This window comes from Streptomyces sp. H27-D2 (assembly GCF_035828615.1).
Lineage (GTDB): Bacteria > Actinomycetota > Actinomycetes > Streptomycetales > Streptomycetaceae > Streptomyces.
In genome coordinates, this window is the sequence record NZ_JAYMZR010000103.1 from 1 (window position 1) to 24,707 (window position 24,707).

Genomic DNA, 24,707 nt, shown 5'->3' on the forward strand with positions numbered 1-24,707 from the left:
CCGTACGGCGACGGGGCCGCGCTGGCCCGTACGGTCATCGGGCTGCTCGCCGATCCGGAGCGCGGCGCGGAGCTCGCCGCAGCGGGCCGGGCGCAGGCGGCGGCCTGGCCCAGCGAGGACGACACGATCGCCCAGGTGCTCAGCGTCTACGACGAGTTGGTCCAGCCGGCGCGCTGATCAGCGCGCGGCTGTGGTGAGCGGCGCGCTCTCCAGCGCTACGAGCGGTGTGCCCGTGCCGAACGCCGCTGCCGCGCCCGGCCGCCTCCGCGCGCCCCCGGCGCACCACCGTGCCCCCCTCAGCTCGAATCGCGCTCGATCAGCCGCGCCGAGGTGATGACCGGCGAGAGCGGCGCTCCGGACGCGTCGTCCCCCGTCGTCGAGCCGAGCCGGCGCAGCAGCAGCCAGGCCATCAGGCGGCCCATCTCCTCGACGTCCTGGCGCACCGTGGTCAGGGCCGGCTCTGCCCAGGCGGCGGGCTCCAGGTCGTCGTAGCCCACGATGGCGACGTCCTCGGGCACCCGCAGGCCCCGTTCGCGCAGCGCGCGCAGGGCTCCCGAGGCCATCAGGTCGGAGCCCGCGAAGACCGCGTCCAGCTCGGGCGAGCGCTCCAGCAGTTCGTGCATCGCCCGCTCGCCGCCCTCGGCGGTGAAGTCGCCCTGCGCGACGAGCAGGGGGTCGGCCTCGCGCAGCGCGAGCGCGTCCTGGTACCCGTCCAGGCGGTCGAGCGCGGAGGTCTGGTCGAGCGGTCCGGTGATGACGGCGATGCGTTTGCGCCCGCGCGTGATCAGGTGGTGTACGGCCTGCCGGGCGCCGCCGCGGTTGTCGGTGTCGACGTACAGCAGGTGCGGGTCGCGGTCGGCGCCCGCCCAGCCGGGACGGCCGCCGAACACGGTGGGCAGTCCGGAGGCCGCGGCCATCCCGGGCAGCGGGTCGTCGCGGTGCAGCGAGAACATGAGGGCGCCGTCGACGTGGCCGCTCGACAGATAGCGGCCGATGCGCTGGTAGTCCTTGGGGGTGCCCACGAGCAGCAGCAGGAGCTGGGTGTCGCGCGCGGACAGCTCACGGCTGATGCCGCGCAGCTGTTGCGCGAAGAACGGGTCGGAGAAGACCCTGGTCTCGGGCTCGGCGATGACCACGGCGACGGCTCCGGTGCGCCGGGTGGCCAGCGCGCGGGCTGCGCTGTTCGGGATGTAGCCGAGGTCGGCGACGGCCCGCTCGACCTGCTGCCGGAGCGGCGCGCCGACCTTGGTGTCGCCGTTCACCACACGGGACACGGTGGCGCGGGAGACTCCGGCGCGCTCGGCGACCGCTTCGAGAGTCGGCCGGGGGTTCGTCACTACCAGCTCCTCTGCGCTGCGTCATGGGTGGAAGTCATGGGTGGAAGCGCTCTCTTCAGCATAGCCGCGTGCCCGGTCAACAGCCCAGTGCGTACGACCACTTGACGTCTGGTGCAGACCTGGCAGCGTGCTGCCCAAAGCGAGAGAGCGCTCTCAACGACTCTCTCGAACGCTCCATTCCGCAATCGGCGACCCCCACACCCCCAAGTGCGCGCCGCCAGGCCGCTCCGATGGCCACGCCGAGTGCGGCCATGGCGACGAGGGGCAGGAGGCCGTCAATGGGGAGATCCGCCGACTCCGCACCCTGACCGGGAGCCATCGAGCACCGCGATCGGGCCCTGCTGAACCGCATGCACGTGCACGGATAGACCGAGCCAGAGGAGCAACCCGCGCCCCAGGGGGCATGAGACAAGATCGGTCCCATGACGAACACCGCCCCGAATCTGCTCGTGTCGTTCCGGCAGGCCGACGAAAGCGATCTGACCGAACTCGTGCGCCTCCGAGATGCTGCCGCCCAGTGGCAGATCGAGCACGGCATCGATCAATGGAAGCCCGGTGAGCTGGGACCATCGCACTTCCGGGCACGCCTGCACGGCGGGGAAGTGTGGATCGCCGCCCTGGGGCCGGAAGGGCCGACCGTCGGGGCGTGGGAACTGTGGTGGGACGACCCCGCCGCATGGGGACAGCAACCGCCGATCGCCGGCTACGTCCACCGATTGATGACCGACCGAGAGACAGCGCCGCCCGGTGCGGGACGCATCATGCTCTCCGAAGCCGAGCGGCGGATCTCCGACTCCGGCCGGGCAATGTGTCGGCTGGACTGCCTGGCTGACAACACGCGGCTCCGCCGCTACTACGAGGACGCGGGATACACGGTGGTCGGCGAACAGCCCTCGAAGAGCGGCGACGGCGGGAAGACGTACGGTGTCACGCTGCTGGAGAAGCAGTTCTGCGCGGAGTGATCTCGTGCCGCCACCCGTCGCGGACTGCTGAGAAGACCATCTCGCAAAAGGCCAGCTCAAAGGAACGACCAGGACTAGAGATCGACATAACCTCGAACAGCAGGACTTGGTTGCACAGCAGGCTCCAGCCCTGTTCCGGGAAGTGCGCCATGAGGTGGGCGGCCTCCCGGTCGGCGGGGTCGGCGGTCGGACACGGCGGCTGGTGCTGACACATACGGAGTCTCTGCAAGAAGGGCCTTCCGCCAGGTGGTTCGGGCGGCTGCCGGGTCTTCCCGGCGAGGAGTACGCGGGCGCGCGTCAGCGCCGGGTGGGTACGGGGCCACCGCAGGGCATCCCGGTTCCCAGGGTGGGAGCAAGAGTTCGGCCCCGGACGGTGGGACCGGGGCCGAGTCTCATCGTGCCGATGCTGCGGTGACGAGAGAGTCAGGGGCGGCCGAGGGCGCGAATCGTCCAGCCGGCTTTGCGCCAGCGGTCGGCGTCGAGCGTGCCGCGGCCGTCGACGACCTTCGGGCTCGCGGCGCGAGTGGCAAGACGGTGGGGGTCGATGTGGCTGAACTGCGGCCATTCGGTCAGATGCAGGAGCAGGTCCGCGTCCTGGACCGCGGCGATCGGGTCGTCGATGTAGTCGAGCTCGGGGTGCGTCTTACGGGCGTTGTCGAGGGCTTTGGGGTCGGTGACGGTCACCGTCGCGCCGAGTTCGTGGAGTTTCTGGGCGACGGCGAGAGCGGGCGAGTCGCGGGTGTCGTCGGTGTTGGGTTTGAAGGCGGCGCCCCAGATCGTGATCCGTTTGCCCATGAGGTTGCCGTTCAGCTGTTCGCTGGCGAGGTCGACCATGCGCTCGCGGCGACGATTGTTGATGGTGTCGACTTCGCGGAGGAAGTTCAGTGCCTGGTCGGCACCGAGCTCGCCGGCGCGGGCCATGAAGCCGCGGATGTCCTTCGGGAGACAGCCGCCGCCGAAGCCGAGGCCGGGGCGCATGGCGCGTCGCCCGATGCGGACGTCGTGGCCGAGGATGTCGGCGAGCTGATGAACATCGGCGCTCGCGGTTTCGCAGACCTCCGCCATCGCGTTGATGAAGGAGATCTTCGTGGCGAGGAAGGAGTTCGCGGCGGCCTTCGCGAGTTCGGCGGTGGCCCAGTCGGTGACGATCGTCGGCGTCCCAGTCTCGATGATCTTCGCGAAGCACTGCCGCAGGACGGCTTCGGCCCAGGAGTGCTCGGTGTTGAATCCGAGGACGAGCCGGTCGGGGCGGAGGGTGTCCTCGATGGCGAACGACTCGCGCAGGAACTCCGGGTTCCAGGCGACCTCGACCTCCTCGCCCGCTGGGGCGAAGTCCCGCAGGATCTCGGCGACGCGGGGTGCGGTGCCGACCGGGACGGTCGACTTGACCGCGACCACGGCCGGGCCGTGCAGTCGCGGGGCGAGCTGGCGGACGGCACTGAACAGATGGTCGAGGTCGTAGGCGTTCTCCCCGGCCCGCTGCGGGGTGCCGACGCCGATGAAGTGCAGGTCGCCGTGGGCGGCAGCCTCCGCGTAGGAGGCGGTGAACCTCAGGCGGCCCGAGGCGGTGTGCTTGGCGAGCAGGTCATCAAGGTCGCGTTCGAAGAACGGGGCCTTGCCGGAGTTGAGGACGTGCACCTTGTCCATGTCGGCGTCCATGCCGAGCACGTCGTGGCCGAGTCCGGCCATGCAGGCCGCGTGGGTGGCGCCGAGGTAGCCACAGCCGATAACGGTGAGTTTCATGAGCGGATGTCCTTCCAGGTGGGGCCGCCGCCCGACGGCCCCGTGGAGGACACGGTCAGGCGGGCCGGGCGGCCAGATAGCGGTTGATCCCGTCCCGGATGAACGGCGGGATCGTGAGGATGCGCAGGTGTTCGGGGGCGAAGAACTGGAGCTTGACGCCCTCCGCCAGCGGCAGCTGGGTCTCGTCGCCGTCCCAGCTGCCCGAGAAGAAGGTGATGACCTGCCCGGATCCGTGGACATCGCGGATCTCGAAGAGTTCGGCCAGATCAGCAACGGTCAGGGCGGCTTCCTCAGCCAGTTCGCGGACGATCGCGCCGAGCGGGGTTTCACCGCTGTCCGCGCCGCCTCCCAGCAGGCTCCAGCAGTCGGGCCAGGCAATGCCGGCGATGTCGTCGCGCAGGTGCAGGAGGAGTTCACCGCGGCGGTTGGCGATGACCGCGACCGCTCCGCGGGCGGCGGACGGCTCTTGGGCGGTGGTGGTGTCGGGTTGCATCCCGCCACCGTAGTAACGGAGTTGATGATCACGCGGCAGTCCTCACCGTCTGGCCCGAAAACCAGGCGGCTGCCATCAGGGCCTGCATCCGGGTGCGGTCGAACCGTCCGCCGGGCTTCAGCCCGCCTTCCAGCACCGGTCGCCAGGCGGCCGGTGCGTCGGCGAGCGCGGTGTGGATCTGGGCATCGGCCCAGGCGCCGAGGGGACCGTTCAGCCAGGACGGGACGGGGCTGGCGAAACCGAGCTTGTCCCGGCTGCCCCAGACCTCCCTCGGCAGTCCCAGGGCCTTCGCCGCATCCCGCAGGATCCGCTTGCCCTCAGCCGGATCCGCGATCTTGTGCTCGAGGGGCAGCCGGTAGGACAGTTCCACGAGTTCGCGGGCGAGATAGGGCGACCTGCGCTCCAGGGCATAGGCGGAGGCGAGTTTGTCGCTGGTCATCACCAGCGGCCGCCAGGCCGTCGCCAGGTCGGCCAGCGTCAGAGCGCGGGCCGGATCCCCGCCGGCCCGGTGCACCGCGTCAGCGACCAGGTCACGGATCCGCCCCTCGGGGTCGGGGCCGCGCAGGACGAGCCGGGCGACCGCCTCCGCCGGATCGAGGTCCTGGCCGGCGGTGTGCATGAGCTTCGCGGCCAGCGGCCGGTATGCTTCCAGCCCTGCGGCCAGCACGGTGTCAGGGCCGAAGAGGACGAGCGCGTGACGGACGTAGCCCATCAGAAACTCGTCCGGTCCCAGCCCGCCGACGACGACCTTGAGACCGAGGTCAGAGACCTTTCGGTAGGCCATGTACTCGGAGAACGTCGACGCGTTGCCCATCGGGTAGTCCAGCGCCGAGACCATGTGGGGCAAGACGGTGGTGAAGTCGGCGGTGTCCGGCTCGACGACGATCAGCTCGGCACCGATGTCGCGGGCGATGGCGGCGGCGATTTTCGACTCGTCCAGGCGGTCCTGGCCCGGGTAGCGGACCGTGACGCAGACCGGCGGCCGCATCAGGTAGGCCAGCACCGAGGAGTCCAGCCCGCCGGAGAGCAACAGTGCGAAGTCGCCGGCCGGGGCCCGCAGCGGGACCTGCTCGGCCAACACGACCGAGAAGCGGGCCAGAGCCTCCTTGTAATCGCCCTCGAAAGGCCGACGGTCTTCCAGGGACCACCAGGTGTGCTGGTCGAGTGAACCGGTGGCGACGTCGAAGGTCATCAGGCTGGCGGGGGCCAACAACTGGATGCCCTGGAAGGGCGTGTCGACGCCGGTCGGCGTCTCGATGGCGACCATCTCCGGCCGCAGTACCGGCGGGGCACTGCCGTAACCGGTCAGGGTGGTGACCTCGGAGGCGAACGCGAGCCGGCCGCCGTCCAGGCGCCAGTAGAGCGGCTTCTCCCCGAGCCTGTCGCGGGCGAGGAACAGCTTGCCGATGCGTGGGTCATAGACGGCCAGGGCGAACATGCCGTCCAGTCCGTCCAGGCAGGACGGGCCGATCTTGGCCCAGGCCCGCAGCAGGAAGTGCGCGTCCGAATCGCGGGCAGCGAGCTCGATGCCCCAGGCTGCGGCCTGCTGGCGGAAGTTGTAGATCTCGCCGTTGAAGGCCAGCAGCACCCTCGACTCCCGGTCGAGGTAGGGGCCGGGCATCGCCAGTGGGTCGACGATCAGCAGTGTGTTCATGGCCAGCACCGCCCGCCCGTCGATCGAAGCGGCGTGCATCGTGCCGTCCGGTCCGCGGTGCGACTGTGAGACGCCCATCGCGCCGACCGTCATCTCGTGCCGGGAGGCGTCGCCTCCGGCCAGTCCTGCGATTCCGCACATCTGGTTCACCCCAATGCCTGGGCGGCGGCCACCGCTGGAAGGTGATGTCTCCGGTTCCGGCGGTGGCCTGGACCCTCATCACAGCGGCCGCAGGAAAACTCGGGGAGGGCTCGCAGGGGGGCTCACAACTCGCGTGCGCGGTTCACTGCGAGCCCAAGAGGCAATACTCTCGGTGACCCAACACGCGGGAATCGCGTACGACTCTCCGTGCCCAGCAGCAATCGCGGACCACTGAACGTCTCAGTCGCGTACGACTTCTGTGCTCAGGTCGATACGACCTCGTGTGCGCAACGCTCAAGTGACTGGTCAAGGGAGACGCCGTGGCATCGACCGTCCGCCGGAGCCGTCCGCCCAACGCGGACCTGGCCCGGCTCATCGAAGGCTGCGGTGCGAGCCACAAATCCCTGGCCCACCGGATCAATCAACTCGCCCAGCAGGCCGGGACAGAGACGGACTACTCGCATACTTCGGTGGCGAACTGGTGCCGGCGCGGGATGACGCCGAAATGGCCGGTCCCCAAGCTCCTCGCCCAGGCGATCGGCGAGCGGCTGGGACAGCCCGTCAGCCTTGCCGAAATCGGTATGGACGAGGCGGAGACACCGGACGCGAACATGGGGTTGGATTTCCCGCGAGATCCCGCTGACGCTGTCCGTGTCGCCACTTCGCTCTGGAGCTCCGTGAACCGTCGCGACTTCCTCACTACTGGCGCCTCCGGCTTCGCCGTGTCCGCGTTCACCACTCCAGTCACCCGCTGGCTGGTCACCCCCGCCGACGAGACCGCCCACCACGACGGCGGCCACCAGGTCGGCCGCGCCGACCTGGATGAACTGCGTGCGGCCGCCGACGACGCAAGACGGTGGGACTCCAAATACGGCGGCGGGAACTGGAAAGCCAACTCCGTCACCACCTGTCTCCAGGAACGGGCGGCTCCGCTGCTGTGGGGCTCCTTCGCCGACGACGTCGGCCGCGAACTCTTCTCCGTCACCGCCGAGCTGTCCCGGCTGGCCGGCTGGACGGCCTTCGACGTCGGTGAACACGACGTCGCCCAACGGCACTTCATCCAGGCTCTCCGCCTCGCCCGGGCGGGCGGGGACGTGCAGCTGGGCTGCTACGTCCTGACCACGATGGCCATGCAGTCGCTCCTGCGCGGGTTCGCGGGCGAGGCCATCGATATGACCCAAGGCGCTTTCGAGCGGGCCAAGGAGCAGGCGGTGCCGCGGGTGCTCGCCTTCACGAAACTGATCGAGGCCCGCGCTCACGCCCGCGAGAACGACGCCAGGGCCGCTTCCCGGGCCCTCGCAGCCTCCGAGGACCTCCTGAGCCAGGCGAAGCAGGACAGCGGCGACGAGCCCGCGTGGATTGACTTCTATCACCACTCACGGCTCTCCGCGGACGCCGCCGAGGTCTTTCGCGACCTGAAGAACCCCAAGGCGGCCCTGGCCTGGAACCAGCGGGCCGCCGCGATGCCGTCCGGCGCCTTCACCCGCTCCGTCGGCATGCGCCTGGCGATCGTGGGGACCGCCCACCTGCAGGCCCGAGACCTCGACCACGGCCTGGAACTGGGCAACCGTTCGGTCGACATTCTCGCCCGCGTCCAGTCCAGCCGGGCCTTGGACTACGTCCGCGAGTTCAACACCGCTCTGGCCCCGTGGCGGCGTGAGTCGGCCGTGCGCGAGTTCACCCACCGGACCCGCAAGGAACTCGGCGTCGTGGCCTGACCAGCGTCTCCTCGCTCAGGTCCGCGCGGCCGTGCCCGCCATGGTGTCCGGCAGCCGGGTCGCGGGGATCTGGCTGGTCTCTTCGCTCGGGGCCGACACCGGTTCGAGCGGTGCTCAGCAGGGATCAGCGGGGTTTCCGGGAGGGCGCAGGCCCTGCTCAGGTGACGTGGCGGCGGGCCCGTAGGGCGAGGCTCAGGGCGAGTACCGTCTGCGGGTCCTCCAGATCGCTGCCGAGCAGCTTCGCGATCCGGGCCAGCCGGTCGTACAGCGTCTGCCGGTTCAGATGCAGCTCGCGCGCGGTCTCCGCCTTGCGGCCCGCGTGCGCGAGATACGACTCCAGGGTGGGCAGCAGCGGCGGGCGCGCCGTGCGGTCGTGGACGAGCAGCGGGCCGATCGCCCGGTCGACAAAGGCCGCCAGGTCGGTGTGCCCGCGCAGTCGCCACAGCAATAGGTCGACATCCAGCCGCCGCACGTCGTGCCAGCCGCGGTCCGGCAGGGCCTGCGCCGCGGTCGCGGCCTCCCCGGCGTGCCGCAGCGCCGGGCCCGCCTCGTCCCAGCCGCCGGCCGCGCCCACCACGACCACCGGCGGGCGGGTGCCGGCCCGCTCGGGACCGGCCCGCTCGACGCCTGCCCGCAGCGCCGCGGCCACCCGGTCGGCGACGGTCGTACGGTCGGCCGCCAAGCGCAGCCCGAGCAGCAGCGGCACCCGCCCCTCCGGCAGCCGGATGCCGAGCAGCACCGGCACACCGAGCGCGGACAGCTCCTCCTGGATCGCGTGCGCCAGGGCCGCCCAGCTGTCCACCGGCGACAGCTCCGCCGACAGCCGCATCACGACGGGCAGCAGCGGCCCGTCCGACGGACGGAAGCCCAGCACCCTGGCCTGCGCGGGGGCGTCCGCCGCCAAGATCCGGCCCTCGGCGAGGTCGGCCAGGAAATCGCCCCGTCCGCGCGCCGCCAGCTCCTCCTCCTGCCGGGCCTGGAGCAGCACGATCGCCAGCAGGTCCGCCGTCCGCTCGGCGGCGATCCGGTGCACCGGGGCGATCGGCACATGCACCGGCGGCACGGTCAGCCGGGCGCGGACCGAACCCGTGCCGGGCCCGCCGCCGGGCACGTCCACGACCACGGTGTGCGCGGGCAGTTCGGGCCGGCGCGCGGACTGCTGCCCGCGCAGTCCGTCCCAGACCTGGAGCGGGTCGGCGGTGCCCGTGGGGGCCGTCCCGGAGGCGGGGCCCGCCGCGTACAGGAGCTGCCCGTCGGGCGTCTCCAGGAACACCGGGTTGCCCGCGAACCGGGCGAACAGGCGCAGCACCTCAGGGACGCCGCCGCCGTCGAGCAGCACCTCGGTGCAGTGCCGGTGCACCTCCTCGGCGCGGCGCAGCAGCGCGTAGTGCTGGTTGACGATCTCGGTGTGGATCTCCTCGGTCACCGCGACGAACGGCACCTCGCGGTGCAGCAGCACCAGCGGCAGCCCGCACGAGCGGGCGGTGTCCACCACCGCGGCCGGCAGCGTCTTGAACCGCGCGCCCAGCTCCACCACCAGCGCGGCGATCTCGCGCTCCGCGAGCCTGCGGATGAAGGCGCGCTGCTCGGCGGGCCGGTTGCCCAGCCCCAGTCCGGTGGTCAGCAGCAGCTCGCCGCCCTTGAGCAGGGACGCGATGTTCGGCGCCTCACCCGCGTGCACCCAGCGGACAGGGCGTTGCAGCCGGTCGTGGGCGGCCACCACCTCGGGCAGGCCGCGGCGCAGCGCGGGCAGCTCAAGGGCCCGCGCCACGGTGATCGCCCCTTGGGTCTCCATGGCGCGGCACGCTACTTCGAAGTTCGCGGTGCCGACATGATCCGAAGGTTACAGACCGGGCGGGCCGCTCCCGCACCCCGGCGCTGCCGCTCGCGCCGAATGCATCCGCATCGGTGCATCGGTGCATGTGTGCACGGTGCATCGGCGAATCGGTTACGGACCGGCCCTGACGTCGAACCGTCAGCACCAATAAGCTCGTGACTCCTGCGCGCAGCCGTACGACCGGGGGAGCACCGCATGTCCGAGTCCACCGACGCACTGCCGACGGACTCCATACCGCCCCCCGAAGCCGCCCCCGCCGTCCCGGTGGGCCTGGTCGACCCGGACCTGCCCGTCGTACAGCGGCACACGGTCAGGGTCCTGATGTCCGCCCAGGTCGTCGCGGGCATCGGCATGGGCTCGATGCTCGCCTCGGGTGCGTTGCTCATCGAGCACTTCACCGGCTCCGAAGCCATGGCCGGCTTCGCGACCACCTCGACCACCCTCGGGGCCGCGCTGCTCTCCGTACCGCTCGCGGCCCTCTCCCGGGCCCGCGGCCGGCGCTTCGGACTCAGCGTCGGCTGGCTGATCGCCGCCGGCGGCGCGCTCGTGGTCCTGCTGGCGGCCTGGCTCGGCTGGGTGCCGCTGATGCTGCTCGGCACCCTGCTGGTCGGCTCCGGCACCGCGTCCAACCTGCAGTCCCGCTACGCCGCGACCGACCTGGCCGAGGACGCTACCCGGGCCCGCTCGCTGTCGCTCGTGGTGTGGTCGACCACCGTCGGCTCGGTCATCGGGCCGAACCTCAGCGGCCCCGGCGAACCGGTGGCCCGCGCGCTGGGGCTGCCGGAGGCCGCGGGCACCTTCGTGTTCTCCGTCGCGGCGTTCGGACTCGGCTGGGCCATCATCTGGTTCCTGCTGCGCCCGGACCCGCTGCTGCTCGCCCAGGCCCGCGACGCGGCTGGAAACGCGGCCGGGAGCACAGCGCGCAAGGCGGCTGCGCGCGAGGCGGCCAGGAGCACGGCCCCCGCCGCGGCACTCGACACCCACCAGGCCGGACCGACCGCGCCCGCCCCCGGCTTCACGGCCCGGATGCGGAGCGCCATGCGCCATGTGATGGCCTCGCCCGCCGCGCTGTTCGGCCTGGCCGCGCTGGTGCTGGGGCACGCCGTCATGGTGTCCGTGATGACCATGACGCCCATCCACCTCGCGCACCACGGTGCCGCGCTGAGCGTCGTCGGCTTCACCATCAGCCTGCACATCGCCGGGATGTACGCGCTCTCGCCGCTGGTCGGCTGGCTCACCGACCGGGCCGGGCGCGCCCAGGTGATCCTGCTGGGCCAGGCCGTCTACCTCTGCGCCGCGCTGCTGGCCGGGACCGCGGGGGACCGTCAGTGGGCCATCGCCGGCGGCCTCTTCCTGCTGGGGCTGGGCTGGTCCTGCGCCACGGTCGCGGGCTCCACCCTGCTCACCGAGTCGACCGCGCCCGAGCACCGCTCCGAGGTGCAGGGCATGTCCGACACGCTGATGAACCTGGTCGGCGCGGCCGGCGGCGCGCTCTCCGGCGGGCTGGTGGCCGTGGCCGGCTGGGGCGGCCTCAACGCGGCCGCCGCCGTCCTCGTCGTCCCGGTCGGCATCCTCGCCGCCGCCCACCTGGCACGCGGACGTCGGGCCTGAGCCCGGAGCCGTACGCCACTCCGGGCACGGCGGCCCGCAGGGCTTTCACGGCCCTCCGGGCCCGCTCGGCCCGCTCAGGCCCCGTACGCCCCCGAGGCCGTCAGCCGCAGCGCCGTGTCGATCAGCGGCACATGGCTGAACGCCTGCGGGAAGTTGCCCACCTGCCGCCGGCGCTTGGGGTCCCACTCCTCGGCGAGCAGCCCGAGGTCGTTGCGGAGCGCCAGCAGCTTCTCGAAGAGCTTCCGCGCCTCGTCCACCCGCCCGATCATCGCCAGGTCGTCGGCGAGCCAGAACGAGCAGGCCAGGAACGCGCCTTCGTCGCCTTCGAGCCCGTCCACGTTCACCTCGCCGCCGGACGAGGTGGGGTAGCGCATCACAAAGCCGTCCGAGGTGGACAGTTCGCGCTGGATGGCCTCGATGGTGCCGATGACCCGCTTGTCGTCCGGCGGCAGGAAACCCATCTGCGGGATGAGCAGCAGCGAGGCGTCCAGTTCCTGCGAGCCGTAGGACTGGGTGAAGGTGTTGCGCTCCGCGTCGTAGCCCTTGTCGCAGACATCGCGGTGGATGTCGTCGCGCAGCTCGCGCCACCGGTCCAGCGGGCCGTCCACGTCGCCCGACTCGATGAGCTTGATGGTGCGGTCCACCGCGACCCAGGTCATGACCTTGGAATGGACGAAGTGGCGGCGCGGGCCGCGCACCTCCCAGATGCCCTCGTCCGGCTCGTTCCAGTGCTCCTCGACCCAGCGGATCAGCTTCAGCTGGAGCACGCTGGCGTAGTCGTTGCGGGAGAGCCCGGTCATGTGCGCGAGGTGCAGCGCCTCGATGACCTCGCCGTACACGTCGAGCTGGAGCTGTCCGGCGGCCCCGTTGCCGATCCGGACCGGCTTCGAGCCCTCGTAGCCCGGCAGCCAGTCCAGCTCCGCCTCGCCCAGCTCCCGTTCGCCCGCGATCCCGTACATGATCTGCAGGTTCTCCGGGTCGCCGGCGACCGCGCGCAGCAGCCACTCGCGCCAGGCACGGGCCTCCTCGCGGTATCCGGTGCGCAGCAGCGAGGAGAGGGTGATGGCGGCGTCCCGCAGCCAGGTGAAGCGGTAGTCCCAGTTCCGGGAGCCGCCGATGTCCTCGGGCAGCGAGGTGGTCGGCGCGGCGACGATGCCGCCCGTCGGACCGTAGGTGAGCGCCTTGAGGGTGATCAGCGAGCGGACCACGGCGTCCCGGTAAGGGCCGTGGTACGTGCACTGCTCGACCCACTCGCGCCAGAAGTCCTCGGTGGCGGTCAGCGCGGACTCGGGCTCGGGCAGCGCGGGGGGCTCGCGGTGCGAGGGCTGCCAGCTGATGGTGAACGCGATCCGCTCACCCGGCGAGACGGTGAAGTCGGCGTAGGTGGTGAGGTCCTTGCCGTAGGTCTCGGCGGACGTGTCGAGCCAGACGGAGTCCGGTCCGGCGACGGCGACGGTGCGCCCGTCCACCTTGTGGACCCAGGGCACCACCCGTCCGTAACTGAAGCGCATCCGCAGCGCGGAGCGCATCCGCACCCGGCCGCTGACGCCTTCCACGATCCGGACCACCTGAGGCGCGCCGTCGCGGGGCGGCATGAAGTCGATGACACGGACGGTGCCGCGCGGGGTGTCCCACTCCGATTCCAATACGAGGGAGTCCCCCCGGTAGCGGCGCCGGTCGGCCATCGGCGGCTTCGCCCCGGCGGCGTGCGCGGGGCCGATCCGCCAGAAGCCGTGTTCCTCGGTGCCGAGGAGTCCGGCGAAGGCGGCCTGTGAATCGAATCGGGGCAGACACAGCCAATCGGCCGTGCCGTCCCGGCAGACGAGGGCGGCGGTCTGCATATCGCCGATGAGTGCGTAGTCCTCGATGCGCCCGGCCACCAGCATCTCCAGTCGAACGTCTGCGTCGCGCCAGGGGAGGCGCTCGTGCATTGTGGGGATTATTCGACGAGCTCTGGTTCCGGGAGCGGGCTGGGATGGTGCCCTGCCGGCCGGCTCGCTGCGTGTATCCGTGCAGGATACGACGCCCGGAAGTGATCTGCGCGACGGATGTGAATCGGTGATGGGACTAATCGGGTGAGGAGGCATCAAGCGGCGTCCCCGGTGCCGTCGCGGCACGATCACCTCAGGTCGCTGATACCCTGGTAGCCCGTGGGGCGGTGGACGTAAACCCCCCGAACCGCAGCGTCGGCACTCCCGAGAAATTCAGGGCAGTCGCCGTTACGCATCTCACTCAGCGACCCACGGGAGCCCCCTCTTGGCACAGCCGCCCAAATCCATGACGACCAAGCACCTTTTCGTCACCGGGGGTGTCGCCTCCTCCCTCGGCAAGGGGCTCACGGCCTCCAGCCTGGGTGCGCTGCTCAAGGCGCGTGGCCTGCGGGTCACCATGCAGAAGCTCGACCCGTATCTCAACGTGGACCCGGGCACCATGAACCCGTTCCAGCACGGTGAGGTGTTCGTCACCAACGACGGCGCCGAGACCGACCTGGACATCGGCCACTACGAGCGTTTCCTCGACGTCGACCTCGACGGCTCGGCGAACGTCACCACCGGCCAGATCTACTCCACCGTGATCGCCAAGGAGCGCCGCGGCGAGTACCTCGGCGACACCGTGCAGGTCATCCCGCACATCACCAACGAGATCAAGCACCGCATCCGGCGGCTGGCGACCGACGACGTCGACGTCGTCATCACCGAGGTCGGCGGCACGGTCGGCGACATCGAGTCGCTGCCCTTCCTGGAAGCCGTCCGCCAGGTGCGGCACGAGGTCGGCCGCGACAACGTCTTCGTCGTGCACATCTCGCTGCTGCCCTACATCGGCCCCTCCGGCGAGCTCAAGACCAAGCCGACCCAGCACTCGGTCGCCGCGCTGCGCAACATCGGCATCCAGCCCGACGCCATCGTGCTGCGCGCCGACCGCGAGGTCCCGACGTCCATCAAGCGCAAGATCTCGCTGATGTGCGACGTGGACGAAGCCGCGGTCATCGCCTGCCCCGACGCCCCGTCGATCTACGACATCCCCAAGGTCGTGCACACCGAGGGCCTCGACGCCTACGTGGTGCGCCGCCTGGACCTGCCGTTCCGCGACGTGGCCTGGGCCCAGTGGGACGAACTGCTCAAGCGCGTCCACGAGCCCGAGTACGAGATCACCATGGCGCTGGTCGGCAAGTACATCGACCTGCCCGACGCCTACCTCTCGGTCACCGAGGCGCTGCGGGCCGGCGGTTTCGCCAACAACGCCCGCGTCAAGATCAAGTGGGTCACCTCGGACGACTGCCGCACCCCGGCCGGCGCCCGGGAGCAGCTCTCCGATGTCGACGCGATCTGCATCCCCGGCGGCTTCGGCGACCGAGGCGTCGAGGGCAAGGTCTCGGCGATCACCTACGGCCGCGAGAACAAGATCCCGCTGCTCGGGCTCTGCCTCGGCCTCCAGTGCATCGTCATCGAGGCCGCCCGCAACCTCGCGGGCAGCGAGGGCGCGAACTCCACCGAGTTCGAGCCCGCCGCCGCCAACCCGGTGATCTCCACCATGGCCGAGCAGCTCGAAATCGTCGCCGGCGACGGCGACATGGGCGGCACCATGCGACTGGGCATGTACCCGGCCAAGCTCGCCGAGGGCTCCATCGTGCGCGAGGTCTACGACGACCAGCCGTACGTCGAGGAGCGGCACCGGCACCGCTACGAGGTCAACAACTCCTACCGCGCGGAGCTGGAGAAGAAGGCCGGCCTGGTCTTCTCCGGGACCTCGCCGGACAACAAGCTCGTCGAGTACGTCGAGTACCCGCGCGAGGTGCACCCCTACCTGGTCGCCACCCAGGCGCACCCGGAGCTGCGCTCCCGCCCGACCCGCCCGCACCCGCTCTTCGCGGGCCTGGTCAAAGCGGCGGTCGAGCGCCAGCAGGCCAAGTAGCGGGCTGCCGATCAGGTAGTCGGCAGACGATACGGTTGCCGGGGTACGGGCCCGTCGGCCGGCGGAAGCGATTCCGCCGGACCGGGGGACCCGTACCCCGTTTTCTGTTCGGCAGATCTGTTCGGTAGAAAGGACGCACATGGGCATCGAGGACACCGCCGAGGAGTGGCGGGTCACCGCCACCACGACCCCCTTCGTCGGGAACAAGACCAGCGTCCGCACCGACGACGTCGTGATGCCCGACGGCTCGACCGTCCGCCGCGACTACCAGGTCCACCCCGGCTCGGTCGCTATCCTGGCCATCGACGACCAGGGCCGCGTCATCGTGCTGCGGCAGTACCGCCACCCGGTCCGGCACAAGCTCTGGGAGATCCCCGCCGGACTCCTCGACGTGCCCGGTGAGAACCCGCTGCACGCCGCCCAGCGCGAGCTGTACGAGGAGGCGCACGTCAAGGCCGAGGACTGGCGGGTGCTGACCGACGTCTACACCACCGCCGGCGGCTGCGACGAGGCCGTACGGATCTTCCTGGCCCGTGAACTCTCCGCTGCCGACGGCGAGCGCTTCGAGGTCTCCGAGGAGGAGGCCGACATGGAGCTCGCCCGGCTGCCGCTGCCGGAGCTCGTCGAAGGCGCGCTGGCGGGCCGGCTGCACAACAACTGCCTGGTCGTCGGCGTCCTCGCGCTCACCGCCGCGCTGGCGGGCGAGGGCCCCGACGCGCTGCGCCCCGCGGACGCGCCGTGGCCTGCCCGGCCGTTCGAGGTCTAGTAATGCGGTGACCGCAGATGGTTGACCGGGTCCGCCCGGTGGACGGTGTCCTCAATCTCCCGCCGACTCCGCCCGGGGGGTGCCCCCAACGGGCTGAATTCAGCCCGTTGGGGGCCGGCTGAGCCTCGGGGTGCGGCGGATTCGCCGCACCCCGCGCTTGGGACACCAGCCGGTCGCCCAGCCGGTCGCCCAGCCCGTCGCCCAGGGTGGCGGCCGGCCCGGCGGAGTGCCGGCTTCCGACACGCGGGCGGGCTGATCCGATGAGGTGATCTTGACCCCGGCCGCCCGCCGCGCGCTGCCGGATTCGTCGCACTCCGTGAACTACGCTCGTGTCATTCCCGCTCGCAGCCGCGGCGGGCTCGTGTGCGCAGGCGGACGGGAGCATGGCCCGTGACGGATCAGGCGGTGGACACCAGCGGGTCGGCGACGGCGGCCAGAACCGGGCCCGCGGGCACCGCCCGCGCACCCGCGCCGGAGAAGCCGGACACGGCCGTGGAGCGGAGCGCGGCGGCCGGGGCGTCACCCGGCACGGCCCCTGGGATGATCCGGTTCGTCGGCCGCAGGCGTGAACTCGCCGCGCTGCGCGCCGACATCGAACGGTCCGGACTCGACACGCTGGCCGGCCGCAAGGCCGCCCGGAGCCGAGTGCTGCTGATCGCCGGACGGCCCGGCTCCGGACGCACCGCCCTCGCGGAGGAACTGGCCCGCGAGCTCGCGGCGGACTACCCCGACGGCCTGCTGCGCGCCCGGCTCACCACCCCCGGCGGCGATGCGGTCCCCACCGAGCACACCGCCCGCGAGCTCCTCTCCGCGCTCGGCGTGCCGGCCCCGGCCGGCGCGGGGGAGGACGAACTCACCGAAGCCCTGCGCGAGGCGCTCGCGGGCCGCCGCGCGCTGATCGTCCTCGATGACGCGGCCGGCGCCGAACAGGTCGAGCCGCTGCTGCCGGACGCCGCGGACTGCCTGGTCGTCGCGGTGGCCGAGGGGCCGCTGACCGGCATCGCGAACGTACGGCCCTGCACGGTCGGCGTGCTGGACTCGGCCGCCGCCGTCGAACTCCTGGGACAGTTCGCCGGGTCCACCCGGATCACCGTCGATCCGCGCTCCGCCGAGGCTCTGGCCGAGGAGTGCGGCGGCCAGCCTGCCGCGCTGGTGCTCGCCGGAGGCTGGCTCGCGGCCCGGCCCAAGGCGTCGGTGGCCGATCTCGCCCAGCGGTTGCGCGACCTCCCGGCCGGCGACGACCGGCCGCGCGGCGGCAGGCCGCTGGCCCGTGCCTTCCGGCTGGTGCACGATTCGCTGCCGCCGCCGGCCGCCCGGATACTGCGACTGCTGGCGCTGGCCCCCGGCGGCTTCACCGACGCGCTCGCCGCCTCGGCGCTGGCGGGCTGCTCGGTCTCGGCGGCCGAGTCGACGCTCGACGACTTCGCCCGGCACGGCCTGCTGCGGACGGTGCCGTGCGGCTCGGCCGCGCCGCTCTACCAGACGCCCGGCTGCCTCGGACCGCTGCTGCGGGCGTTGGCCCAGGTACAGGAACGGCCGGCCGAACTGGAGCTGGCGCGGGCCCGGATGCTGGAGCGGACGGTACGTCAGCTCCAGTCCTGCCGGGCGGTCACCGAACCGTCCGATTCGCCGGCCCGCAGGAAACTGGCCGGGCTGCCGCGCGCGTTGCGTTTCCCTTCGGCGCGGGTCGCGGGAGAGTGGCTGCGCGGCAGGCTGCCCGCGCTGCTGGCGGCGGCCTCGACGGCGGTCGCCGACGGCGAGCTGGACACCCTCGACCGGCGTCTGATGGCCGCGCTGGTCCGGGCGCTGATCGCGCATCAGGGCGCGGACGGGGCCGCACCGGAGCTGTACCGGCTGCATCAGCTCGTACTCGATGTCGCCGAGCGGCGCGCGCTGCCGCGGGAGAAGGCCGCCGCGCTGCTGAACCTGGCCGACCTGGACGCGCGGGCCGGCCGGACCCAGCAGGCGCTGGGGCGCTACCGGGGCGCGCTGGACGCCGCCCGCGAGGTCGGCGACCCGCTCGCGACCGGCAGGGCGCTGGAGTCGCTGGGCGGCGCCTACCAGGAGCTGGGCGACTGGCAGCGCTCCGCCGACTGGTACGGACGGGCGCTGGCGCTGCGGCTGACCCGCGGCGAGCTCGCTGACGAGGCGCGGCTGCACGGCCGGCTCGGCGCGGTGCACAGCTACGCGGCCCGCTGGGGCGAAGCGCTGCGGGACTGGCGGGCGGCGGCGGCGGTCCACCGCAGGCTGCGGGACCTCTCGGGGCACGCGCGGGCGCTGAGCGAGGCGGCGCGGGTCCAGGAGTACGCGGGACGGCCGCAGGAATCGCTGCGGACCTGCCAGGAAGCGCTCGCGGAGGCGCAGCAGGCCGGCGACGGCCGGCTCCAGGCCGCCCTGCAGCTGCGGATTGCGGACACCTTCGATCGGCTCGGCGACCCAGTAGCGGCACGGCTGCACCGGTCCCTGGGTGATCGACTACGGGAAGAAAACCCCGAGTGACCTACGAAATCGGTAGTGGTTCTTCCGCAAGTTAATGCTTTGCAAGGCTGGACAGCGAAGGATCCTTCATTAGACTGGCCGCGCTGCGGTCGACGCAGCCGTTTTCGGTGTGCAGCGACATATCCGGATTTGTAGGAAATACTGTCAATACTCCGATTCAAGGACCGTGATCGACGTGAAGGTCGGCATCCCCCGCGAAGTCAAGAACAACGAGTTCCGCGTGGCCATCACCCCGGCAGGCGTGCATGAGCTCGCCCGCCAGGGCCACCAGGTCTTCGTGGAGCAGGGCGCCGGCCTGGGCTCCTCCATCACGGACGCCGAGTACATCGCCGCCGGCGGCATCATCCTCGGCACCGCTGACGAGGTCTGGGAGACCGCTGACCTGCTGCTCAAGGTCAAGGAGCCGGTCGCCGAGGAGTACCACCGCCTCCGCAAGGACCAGACCCTCTTCACGTACCTGCACCTCGCGGCCTCCCGCGAGTGCACGGACGCGCTGCTGGAGTCCGGCACCACCGCGATCGCGTACGAGACCGTCGAGACCGCGAACCGGCAGCTGCCGCTGCTCGCCCCGATGTCCGAGGTCGCGGGCCGCATCGCCCCGCAGGTCGGCGCGTACCACCTGATGCGCTCGGCCGGCGGCCGCGGTGTGCTGCCCGGCGGCGTCCCCGGCGTCGCGGCCGGCAAGGCCGTCGTCATCGGCGGCGGCGTCTCCGGCTGGAACGCCACGCAGATCGCTGTCGGCATGGGCTTCCACGTCACGCTGCTGGACCGGGACGTCAACAAGCTGCGCGAGGCCGACAAGATCTTCGGCACGCAGGTGCAGACCATCGCGTCCAACGCCTTCGAGCTGGAGAAGGCCGTGCTCGACGCGGACCTCGTGATCGGCGCGGTGCTGATCCCCGGCGCCAAGGCGCCGAAGCTCGTCACCAACGAGCTGGTGTCCCGGATGAAGCCGGGAAGTGTCCTTGTCGACATTGCAATCGATCAGGGTGGCTGCTTCGAGGACTCGCGTCCCACCACCCACGCCGAGCCGACTTTCATGGTGCACAACTCGGTCTTCTACTGCGTCGCCAACATGCCCGGCGCGGTCCCGAACACCTCGACGCACGCGCTCACCAACGCGACGCTCCCGTTCATCGTGGAGCTGGCGAACCGCGGCTGGCAGGACGCCCTGCGCCGGGACGCCGCACTGGCCAAGGGCCTCAACACCCATGAGGGCCAGGTCGTTTACGGCCCGGTGGCAGAGGCACACGGCATGCCCGCCGTCGAACTGAGCACGCTCCTCGGCTGAGCGGTCAACGAGCAACGTCAACTTCGCGCACCCGGCCGGGCCTTGTCGAGCAAGGTCCGGCCGGAAGTGTTTCCGAAGGGGCATATGTCCAACTCGGCGCGCCCGTCGGCCAACTCGCCGCGAACGTAACTCTTCGACCGATTCGCGCACCCGCGAAACCTCGCGAATGCGGCCCTTACGCCCTTGACATCGGGGTGTTCGATTGCCGACACATCGTGCCGTGTCCGGCGGATTGTGTTGCTGCGGACCGCCGACACGCCATAGAGTCGCCAACCGTCGGCATGGTGTCACGCTGACCTATCGAGATGTTTCCTGGTCACCAAGGAGGTAGGACGACTTGTGAATGAGTCGACATTTACTCCTGGGGGTGGTCGACCAGGAATGCACGCGCGGGGCCAGTCTCCTTCGAGGTTCAAAGCTGTCGGCTCCGTCGCTGTCCACACCTTCGAGTCCCGCCAGAACATGACGACAACAGCCCACCAGAGCATGGACGGCCATCACGTGAACGCCATGGCCGGCGACCAGGCCGGCGGCGAGCCGACCAGCCTCGCCGACTACGAGACCCTGCCTCAAGGGCACTTCTACGACCCGGACGCGGAGTACGAGCCGGATCCCGAATACGCGGCCACCCTCGCGCCCGACGCAGCTCGCCAGCGTCGTGAGCGGGTCGGGCCGACCGGGCGCACCCTGCCGTACTTCCCGATCCCCAACCCGGTGACCGATCACGGTCCCGCGAAGATCATCGCGATGTGCAACCAGAAGGGCGGGGTCGGCAAGACCACCTCGACCATCAACCTGGGCGCAGCGCTCGCCGAGTACGGCCGCAGGGTCCTGCTCGTCGACTTCGACCCGCAGGGCGCGCTGTCCGTCGGGCTCGGAGTCAACCCGATGGAGCTCGACCTGACCATCTACAACCTGCTCATGGAGCGGGGGATGGCGGCCGACGAGGTACTGCTCAAGACAGCTGTTCCGAACATGGACCTGCTGCCCAGCAATATCGATTTGTCAGCCGCTGAAGTGCAGTTGGTCAGCGAGGTGGCCCGCGAGTCGAGCCTCCAGCGCGCCCTCAAGCCGCTGATGGCCGACTACGACTACATCGTCATCGACTGCCAGCCGTCGCTGGGCCTGCTCACCGTCAACGCGCTCACCGCGGCGCACAAGGTGATAGTGCCGCTCGAATGCGAGTTCTTCGCGCTGCGCGGCGTCGCGCTGCTCACCGAGACGATCGAGAAGGTGCAGGAACGGCTCAACCCGGAGCTGGAGCTGGACGGCATTCTCGCCACCATGTACGACTCCCGCACCGTGCACAGCCGCGAGGTACTGGCGCGCGTCGTCGAAGCCTTCGACGATCACGTCTACCACACGGTCATCGGGCGCACGGTCCGCTTCCCGGAGACCACGGTCGCCGGTGAGCCGATCACCACGTACGCCTCCAACTCAGTCGGCGCGGCCGCCTACCGTCAGCTCGCCAGGGAGGTGCTCGCCCGGTGTCACGCCGAGTGAGTCTGCCGGGGGCCGACGAACTGTTCCGCACCACCGGAGGGATGGGGCTGCAGTCCTCGTCCTCCCGTCGGCAGGTCAACGGCGAGGCGTCCGGCACGACACCGCGGGTGCCCGCCCCGGCAGCCGAGCCGGGCCCCGCCGATACGACCGAGGAACGGCAACGGGCGGACTCCGCCGCCGAGCGCAGCGGGCGCGAGCCCGGTCAGCAGGGCGGTGAGCGCCGGGACACCATCTCGGCCCAGACCCGCGCCAAGAGCCGGATCCCGCAGGAGGGGCAGCAACAGCAGCGCCGCCGGGCGCAGCCGCCCAACAGACGGCCCAGCGGGCGCGAGCGGCACGACGAGAAGATCACGGTCTATGTCTCCGCAGAGGAGCTCATGGACCTGGAGCACGCGCGTCTGGTGCTGCGCGGCGAACACGGCCTGGCCGTGGACCGGGGCAGGATCGTCCGGGAAGCCGTGGCAGTGGTCCTCGCCGACCTCGAATCCCGTGGCGAGGCCAGCATTCTGGTGCGGCGACTGCGGGGACGCTGACCGTGCGGCGATAGTCTGCCGGTCGTTCGCCGGTCCGGGTGCGCCCGCCCGGCGGACCGCCCGGCCGGCTTCCCGGCCCGCCGGACCTCCCGCACACCGGAACCCCGCACCAGGACCGCGATGCCCACGACCGATGCCCACGACCGGCCCCCTGCCGGCTCCGACAGTGAGCAGGACCCGGAGGACCGGCGCGACGCCGTCCCGCCGGCCGCGGGCCCCGGCCCGCCGCCGGTCAGCGCCGACGGGCGGTTCACCGTCCGGCTGGCCAACTTCGAGGGCCCCTTCGACCTGCTGCTCCAGCTGATCTCGAAGCACACGATGGATGTGACCGAGGTCGCACTGTCGAAGGTCACCGACGAGTTCATCACGCACATCCACGCCATGGGACCGGACGGGGACCTCGACCAGACCACCGAGTTCCTGGTCGTCGCCGCCACCCTGCTCGACCTCAAGGCCGCCCGGCTGCTGCCCGTCGCCGAAGTCGAGGACGAAGCCGACCTCGCCCTGCTGGAAGCCCGCGACCTGCTGTTCGCCCGGCTGCTCCAGTACCGTGCGTACAAACGGGTCGCGGACATCTTCAGCGACCGGCTGCTGGCCGAGTCCCGCCGCCACCCGCGCACCGTCGGGCTGGAGCCGCAGCACGCCGCGCTGCTGCCCGAGGTCGTCATCAGCATCGGCGCGGAGGGCTTCGCGAAGCTCGCGGTCAAGGCGATGCGGCCGCGGGCCGAGCCGCGGGTGTACATCGACCACATCCACGCGCCGCTGGTCAGCGTCCAGGAGCAGGCCGAGCTGGTGATCGCGATGCTGCGTTCGGCGGGCGAGGCCAGCTTCGCCGACCTGGCCGCGGACGCCCCGGACACCCTGACTGTCGTCGCCCGCTTTCTGGCGCTGCTGGAGCTCTACCGCGAGCAGGCGGTGGTCCTCGACCAGGAGGAGGCGCTCGGCTCGCTGACCGTCCGCTGGACCGGCGTCCAGGGGCGGCGGCCGGTCGTCACGGACGAATTCGATCAGGAGAAGCGGCCGGACCGGCGGAAGACGGAGGCACAGGCGTGAGCGACGAGGCCCGTGAGTGGCGGGACCGGCGGCAAGGGGGCCAGGAGCCCCAGCAGCGCCCGGAGCGCGCGCGGGAGCCCGGGAGTGAGCCGGAGCCGCCGGGCGGCCCGCAGGAGCCGCTGGACGGCTCCGACGGGTCCTGGCGGCCCGAGGCGGAGGCCGGCGCGTCCCCCGTGGCCCTACTGGCTCTCAAGCCCGCCCTGGAAGCGGTCCTGATGGTCGTCGACGAGCCCGCCACCGAGGCGCACCTCGCCAAGGTCCTGGAGCGGTCCCGGCGAGCGGTCGCGGACGCGCTGCGCGAGCTGTCCGACGAGTACACCCGCACCGGCCGCGGCTTCGACCTGCGCCTGGTCGCCGGCGGCTGGCGTTTCTACACCCGGCCCGAGTACACGCAGGCCGTCGAGGGCTTCGTCCTGGACGGCCGGCAGGCCCGGCTCACCCAGGCCGCGCTGGAGACCCTGGCCGTGGTCGCGTACCGTCAACCGGTCAGCCGCTCACGCGTCTCGGCGGTCCGCGGAGTGAACTGCGACGGCGTGCTGCGCACCCTCCTCCAGCGGGGTCTGGCGGAGGAGGCGGGGACGGAACCCGAAACAGGTGCGATCCTGTATAGGACGACGAACTACTTTCTGGAGCGGATGGGCCTGCGTGGCCTGGACGAATTGCCTGAACTCGCACCGTTCCTCCCTGAGGCGGACGCGATCGAGGCGGACTCCCTGGAAGGGCTTCCGTCGTTCGACCCGGATGCACCCGACGATGCAGACAGCACCCACTCGACTACGGAACCTTGATGCCAAGCAACGACAGGAACAGCGGCAACCGCAAGCCCAGGGGCGCGGGCGGCGACAAGCGCGGCGACAAGAAGCGCGAGGGCACGCCCCGTCCCGAGGAGCGCCGCTACAACGTCGGTGGTTTCGTGGCCGACTCCGGAAAGCCCAGCAGCGGCGGCAGGGGCGGTCCGAGCACGGGCGGCGCGGGCCGCGGCGGCTCCGACCGCGGCGCACCGAGCCGTGGCGGCGCGGGTCGCGGCGGCCCGGAGCGCGGCGCACCGAGCCGTGGCGGTTCCGGTCGCAGTGACGCGGGTCGTGGCGCTCCGAGCCGTGGTGGCCCGGACCGCGGTGCTCCCAGCCGTGGCGGTTCCGACCGTGGTGCGCCCAGCTGGGGTGGCGCGGGTCGCAGCGATGCGGGTCGTGGCGGTTCCGACCGTGGCGCTCCGAGCCGTGGTGGTCCCGAGCGTGGCGCGCCGAGCCGTGGCGGCTCGGACCGTGGCGCGCCCAGCCGCAGCAGCTCCGACCGTGGTGCGCCCAGCTGGGGTGGCGCGGGTCGCAGTGACGCGGGTCGTGGCGGTTCCGACCGTGGCGCTCCGAGCCGTGGTGGTCCCGAGCGTGGTGCTCCCAGCCGTGGCGGCTTCGACCGTGGTGCTTCCAGCCGTGGCGGCTCGGACCGTGGCGCGCCCAGCCGCGGCAGTTCCGACCGCAGCAGTTCCGACCGTGGCGGTTCGGACCGGAGCGCACCCGGCTGGGGTGGCTCGGGCCGGAGCGATGCGGGTCGTGGCGGTTCCGACCGTGGCGCTCCGAGCCGTGGTGGTCCCGACCGCGGTGCGCCCAGCCGTGGCGGTTCCGACCGTGGCGCTCCCGGCCGCAGAGACGCGGGCCGT

The 24,707-nt window shown here is 71.5% G+C and carries 17 protein-coding genes and 2 pseudogenes; 12 read left to right on the forward strand and 7 right to left on the reverse strand.

Annotation, left to right across the window (positions count from 1 at the left end; all coding sequences use genetic code 11):
* Positions 1 to 177: pseudogene (locus QMK28_RS28685) on the forward strand (glycosyltransferase family 1 protein); the annotation flags it as partial.
* Between the two features lie 119 nt (positions 178 to 296).
* Here QMK28_RS28685 and QMK28_RS28690 read toward each other — a convergent pair.
* Positions 297 to 1,343, reverse strand: coding sequence for a LacI family DNA-binding transcriptional regulator (locus tag QMK28_RS28690; RefSeq protein ID WP_326442567.1), 1,047 nt, complete (start codon positions 1,341 to 1,343; stop codon positions 297 to 299).
* Positions 1,344 to 1,759: 416 nt separating this feature from the next.
* On the opposite strand from QMK28_RS28690, the gene QMK28_RS28695 reads away from it, so the two are divergent.
* Positions 1,760 to 2,299 (forward strand): GNAT family N-acetyltransferase, encoded by a 540-nt coding sequence (locus QMK28_RS28695; protein ID WP_326442551.1) that lies wholly within the window; start codon positions 1,760 to 1,762, stop codon positions 2,297 to 2,299.
* A 91-nt stretch (positions 2,300 to 2,390) separates the two neighbouring features.
* On the opposite strand, the pseudogene QMK28_RS28700 reads toward QMK28_RS28695, so the two are convergent.
* From QMK28_RS28700 to QMK28_RS28715, 4 genes and pseudogenes are all read right to left on the reverse strand, one after another.
* Positions 2,391 to 2,513 (reverse strand): annotated as a pseudogene (locus QMK28_RS28700) (DUF5999 family protein); the annotation flags it as partial.
* A 209-nt stretch (positions 2,514 to 2,722) separates the two neighbouring features.
* A complete protein-coding gene (locus QMK28_RS28705) occupies positions 2,723 to 4,042 on the reverse strand; it encodes a UDP-glucose dehydrogenase family protein (protein WP_326442552.1) in 1,320 nt (439 codons plus the stop codon).
* A gap of 55 nt (positions 4,043 to 4,097) precedes the next feature.
* Positions 4,098 to 4,535 (reverse strand): NUDIX domain-containing protein, encoded by a 438-nt coding sequence (locus QMK28_RS28710; RefSeq protein WP_326442553.1) that lies wholly within the window; start codon positions 4,533 to 4,535, stop codon positions 4,098 to 4,100.
* Positions 4,536 to 4,563: 28 nt separating this feature from the next.
* Positions 4,564 to 6,330 carry an asparagine synthetase B family protein gene (locus QMK28_RS28715; protein WP_326442554.1) on the reverse strand — a complete coding sequence of 589 codons (1,767 nt, stop codon included), beginning with the start codon at positions 6,328 to 6,330 and terminating at the stop codon, positions 4,564 to 4,566.
* 320 nt (positions 6,331 to 6,650) lie between these two features.
* On the opposite strand from QMK28_RS28715, the gene QMK28_RS28720 reads away from it, so the two are divergent.
* Positions 6,651 to 8,048: a sporulation protein gene (locus QMK28_RS28720; protein WP_326442555.1), complete on the forward strand. Its 1,398-nt coding sequence runs from the start codon at positions 6,651 to 6,653 to the stop codon at positions 8,046 to 8,048.
* A gap of 157 nt (positions 8,049 to 8,205) precedes the next feature.
* On the opposite strand, the gene QMK28_RS28725 is transcribed toward QMK28_RS28720, so the two are convergent.
* Positions 8,206 to 9,843 carry a PucR family transcriptional regulator gene (locus tag QMK28_RS28725; protein ID WP_326442557.1) on the reverse strand — a complete coding sequence of 546 codons (1,638 nt, stop codon included), beginning with the start codon at positions 9,841 to 9,843 and terminating at the stop codon, positions 8,206 to 8,208.
* 237 nt (positions 9,844 to 10,080) lie between these two features.
* Between QMK28_RS28725 and QMK28_RS28730 the strand changes: the two genes are divergently transcribed.
* Positions 10,081 to 11,496 (forward strand): MFS transporter, encoded by a 1,416-nt coding sequence (locus QMK28_RS28730; RefSeq protein WP_326442558.1) that lies wholly within the window; start codon positions 10,081 to 10,083, stop codon positions 11,494 to 11,496.
* Between the two features lie 74 nt (positions 11,497 to 11,570).
* Here QMK28_RS28730 and QMK28_RS28735 read toward each other — a convergent pair whose 3' ends face one another.
* Positions 11,571 to 13,382 carry a glycoside hydrolase family 15 protein gene (locus QMK28_RS28735; protein WP_326442568.1) on the reverse strand — a complete coding sequence of 604 codons (1,812 nt, stop codon included), beginning with the start codon at positions 13,380 to 13,382 and terminating at the stop codon, positions 11,571 to 11,573.
* 391 nt (positions 13,383 to 13,773) lie between these two features.
* Between QMK28_RS28735 and QMK28_RS28740 the strand changes: the two genes are divergently transcribed.
* From QMK28_RS28740 to scpB, 8 genes are all read left to right on the forward strand, one after another.
* Entirely contained in the window at positions 13,774 to 15,408 is a 1,635-nt protein-coding gene (locus QMK28_RS28740; protein WP_326442559.1) for a CTP synthase, read from the forward strand.
* A gap of 139 nt (positions 15,409 to 15,547) precedes the next feature.
* The gene (locus QMK28_RS28745) at positions 15,548 to 16,174 is read left to right on the forward strand and encodes an NUDIX hydrolase (protein ID WP_326442561.1); all 627 of its coding nucleotides are present in this window, start codon (positions 15,548 to 15,550) and stop codon (positions 16,172 to 16,174) included.
* Positions 16,175 to 16,564: 390 nt separating this feature from the next.
* Entirely contained in the window at positions 16,565 to 18,673 is a 2,109-nt protein-coding gene (locus tag QMK28_RS28750; RefSeq protein ID WP_326442562.1) for a tetratricopeptide repeat protein, read from the forward strand.
* Between the two features lie 175 nt (positions 18,674 to 18,848).
* The gene (ald, locus tag QMK28_RS28755; protein ID WP_326442569.1) at positions 18,849 to 19,964 is read left to right on the forward strand and encodes an alanine dehydrogenase; all 1,116 of its coding nucleotides are present in this window, start codon (positions 18,849 to 18,851) and stop codon (positions 19,962 to 19,964) included.
* A 381-nt stretch (positions 19,965 to 20,345) separates the two neighbouring features.
* Positions 20,346 to 21,467: a ParA family protein gene (locus QMK28_RS28760; protein ID WP_326442564.1), complete on the forward strand. Its 1,122-nt coding sequence runs from the start codon at positions 20,346 to 20,348 to the stop codon at positions 21,465 to 21,467.
* Positions 21,452 to 22,000, forward strand: a complete 549-nt coding sequence (locus QMK28_RS28765; protein WP_326442565.1) for a hypothetical protein — start codon at positions 21,452 to 21,454, stop codon at positions 21,998 to 22,000. The genes QMK28_RS28760 and QMK28_RS28765 overlap by 16 nt, the downstream gene beginning before the upstream one ends.
* 120 nt (positions 22,001 to 22,120) lie before the next feature.
* Positions 22,121 to 23,053, forward strand: a complete 933-nt coding sequence (locus QMK28_RS28770; protein WP_326442566.1) for a segregation and condensation protein A — start codon at positions 22,121 to 22,123, stop codon at positions 23,051 to 23,053.
* Positions 23,054 to 23,172: 119 nt separating this feature from the next.
* Positions 23,173 to 23,841, forward strand: coding sequence for an SMC-Scp complex subunit ScpB (gene scpB, locus QMK28_RS28775; protein ID WP_443050854.1), 669 nt, complete (start codon positions 23,173 to 23,175; stop codon positions 23,839 to 23,841).
* Positions 23,842 to 24,707 lie beyond the last annotated feature (866 nt).

What these genes read in the sequence shown, in the direction of transcription:
- QMK28_RS28695 (WP_326442551.1), top strand. Translation starts at nt 1,760, where the DNA reads ATGACGAACACCGCCCCGAATCTGCTCGTGTCGTTCCGGCAGGCCGAC.
- QMK28_RS28705 (WP_326442552.1), bottom strand. Translation starts at nt 4,042, where the DNA reads ATGAAACTCACCGTTATCGGCTGTGGCTACCTCGGCGCCACCCACGCG.
- QMK28_RS28710 (WP_326442553.1), bottom strand. Translation starts at nt 4,535, where the DNA reads ATGCAACCCGACACCACCACCGCCCAAGAGCCGTCCGCCGCCCGCGGA.
- QMK28_RS28715 (WP_326442554.1), bottom strand. Translation starts at nt 6,330, where the DNA reads ATGTGCGGAATCGCAGGACTGGCCGGAGGCGACGCCTCCCGGCACGAG.
- QMK28_RS28725 (WP_326442557.1), bottom strand. Translation starts at nt 9,843, where the DNA reads ATGGAGACCCAAGGGGCGATCACCGTGGCGCGGGCCCTTGAGCTGCCC.
- QMK28_RS28730 (WP_326442558.1), top strand. Translation starts at nt 10,081, where the DNA reads ATGTCCGAGTCCACCGACGCACTGCCGACGGACTCCATACCGCCCCCC.
- QMK28_RS28735 (WP_326442568.1), bottom strand. Translation starts at nt 13,382, where the DNA reads ATGCTGGTGGCCGGGCGCATCGAGGACTACGCACTCATCGGCGATATG.
- QMK28_RS28740 (WP_326442559.1), top strand. Translation starts at nt 13,774, where the DNA reads ATGACGACCAAGCACCTTTTCGTCACCGGGGGTGTCGCCTCCTCCCTC.
- QMK28_RS28745 (WP_326442561.1), top strand. Translation starts at nt 15,548, where the DNA reads ATGGGCATCGAGGACACCGCCGAGGAGTGGCGGGTCACCGCCACCACG.
- QMK28_RS28760 (WP_326442564.1), top strand. Translation starts at nt 20,346, where the DNA reads ATGCACGCGCGGGGCCAGTCTCCTTCGAGGTTCAAAGCTGTCGGCTCC.
- QMK28_RS28770 (WP_326442566.1), top strand. Translation starts at nt 22,121, where the DNA reads ATGCCCACGACCGATGCCCACGACCGGCCCCCTGCCGGCTCCGACAGT.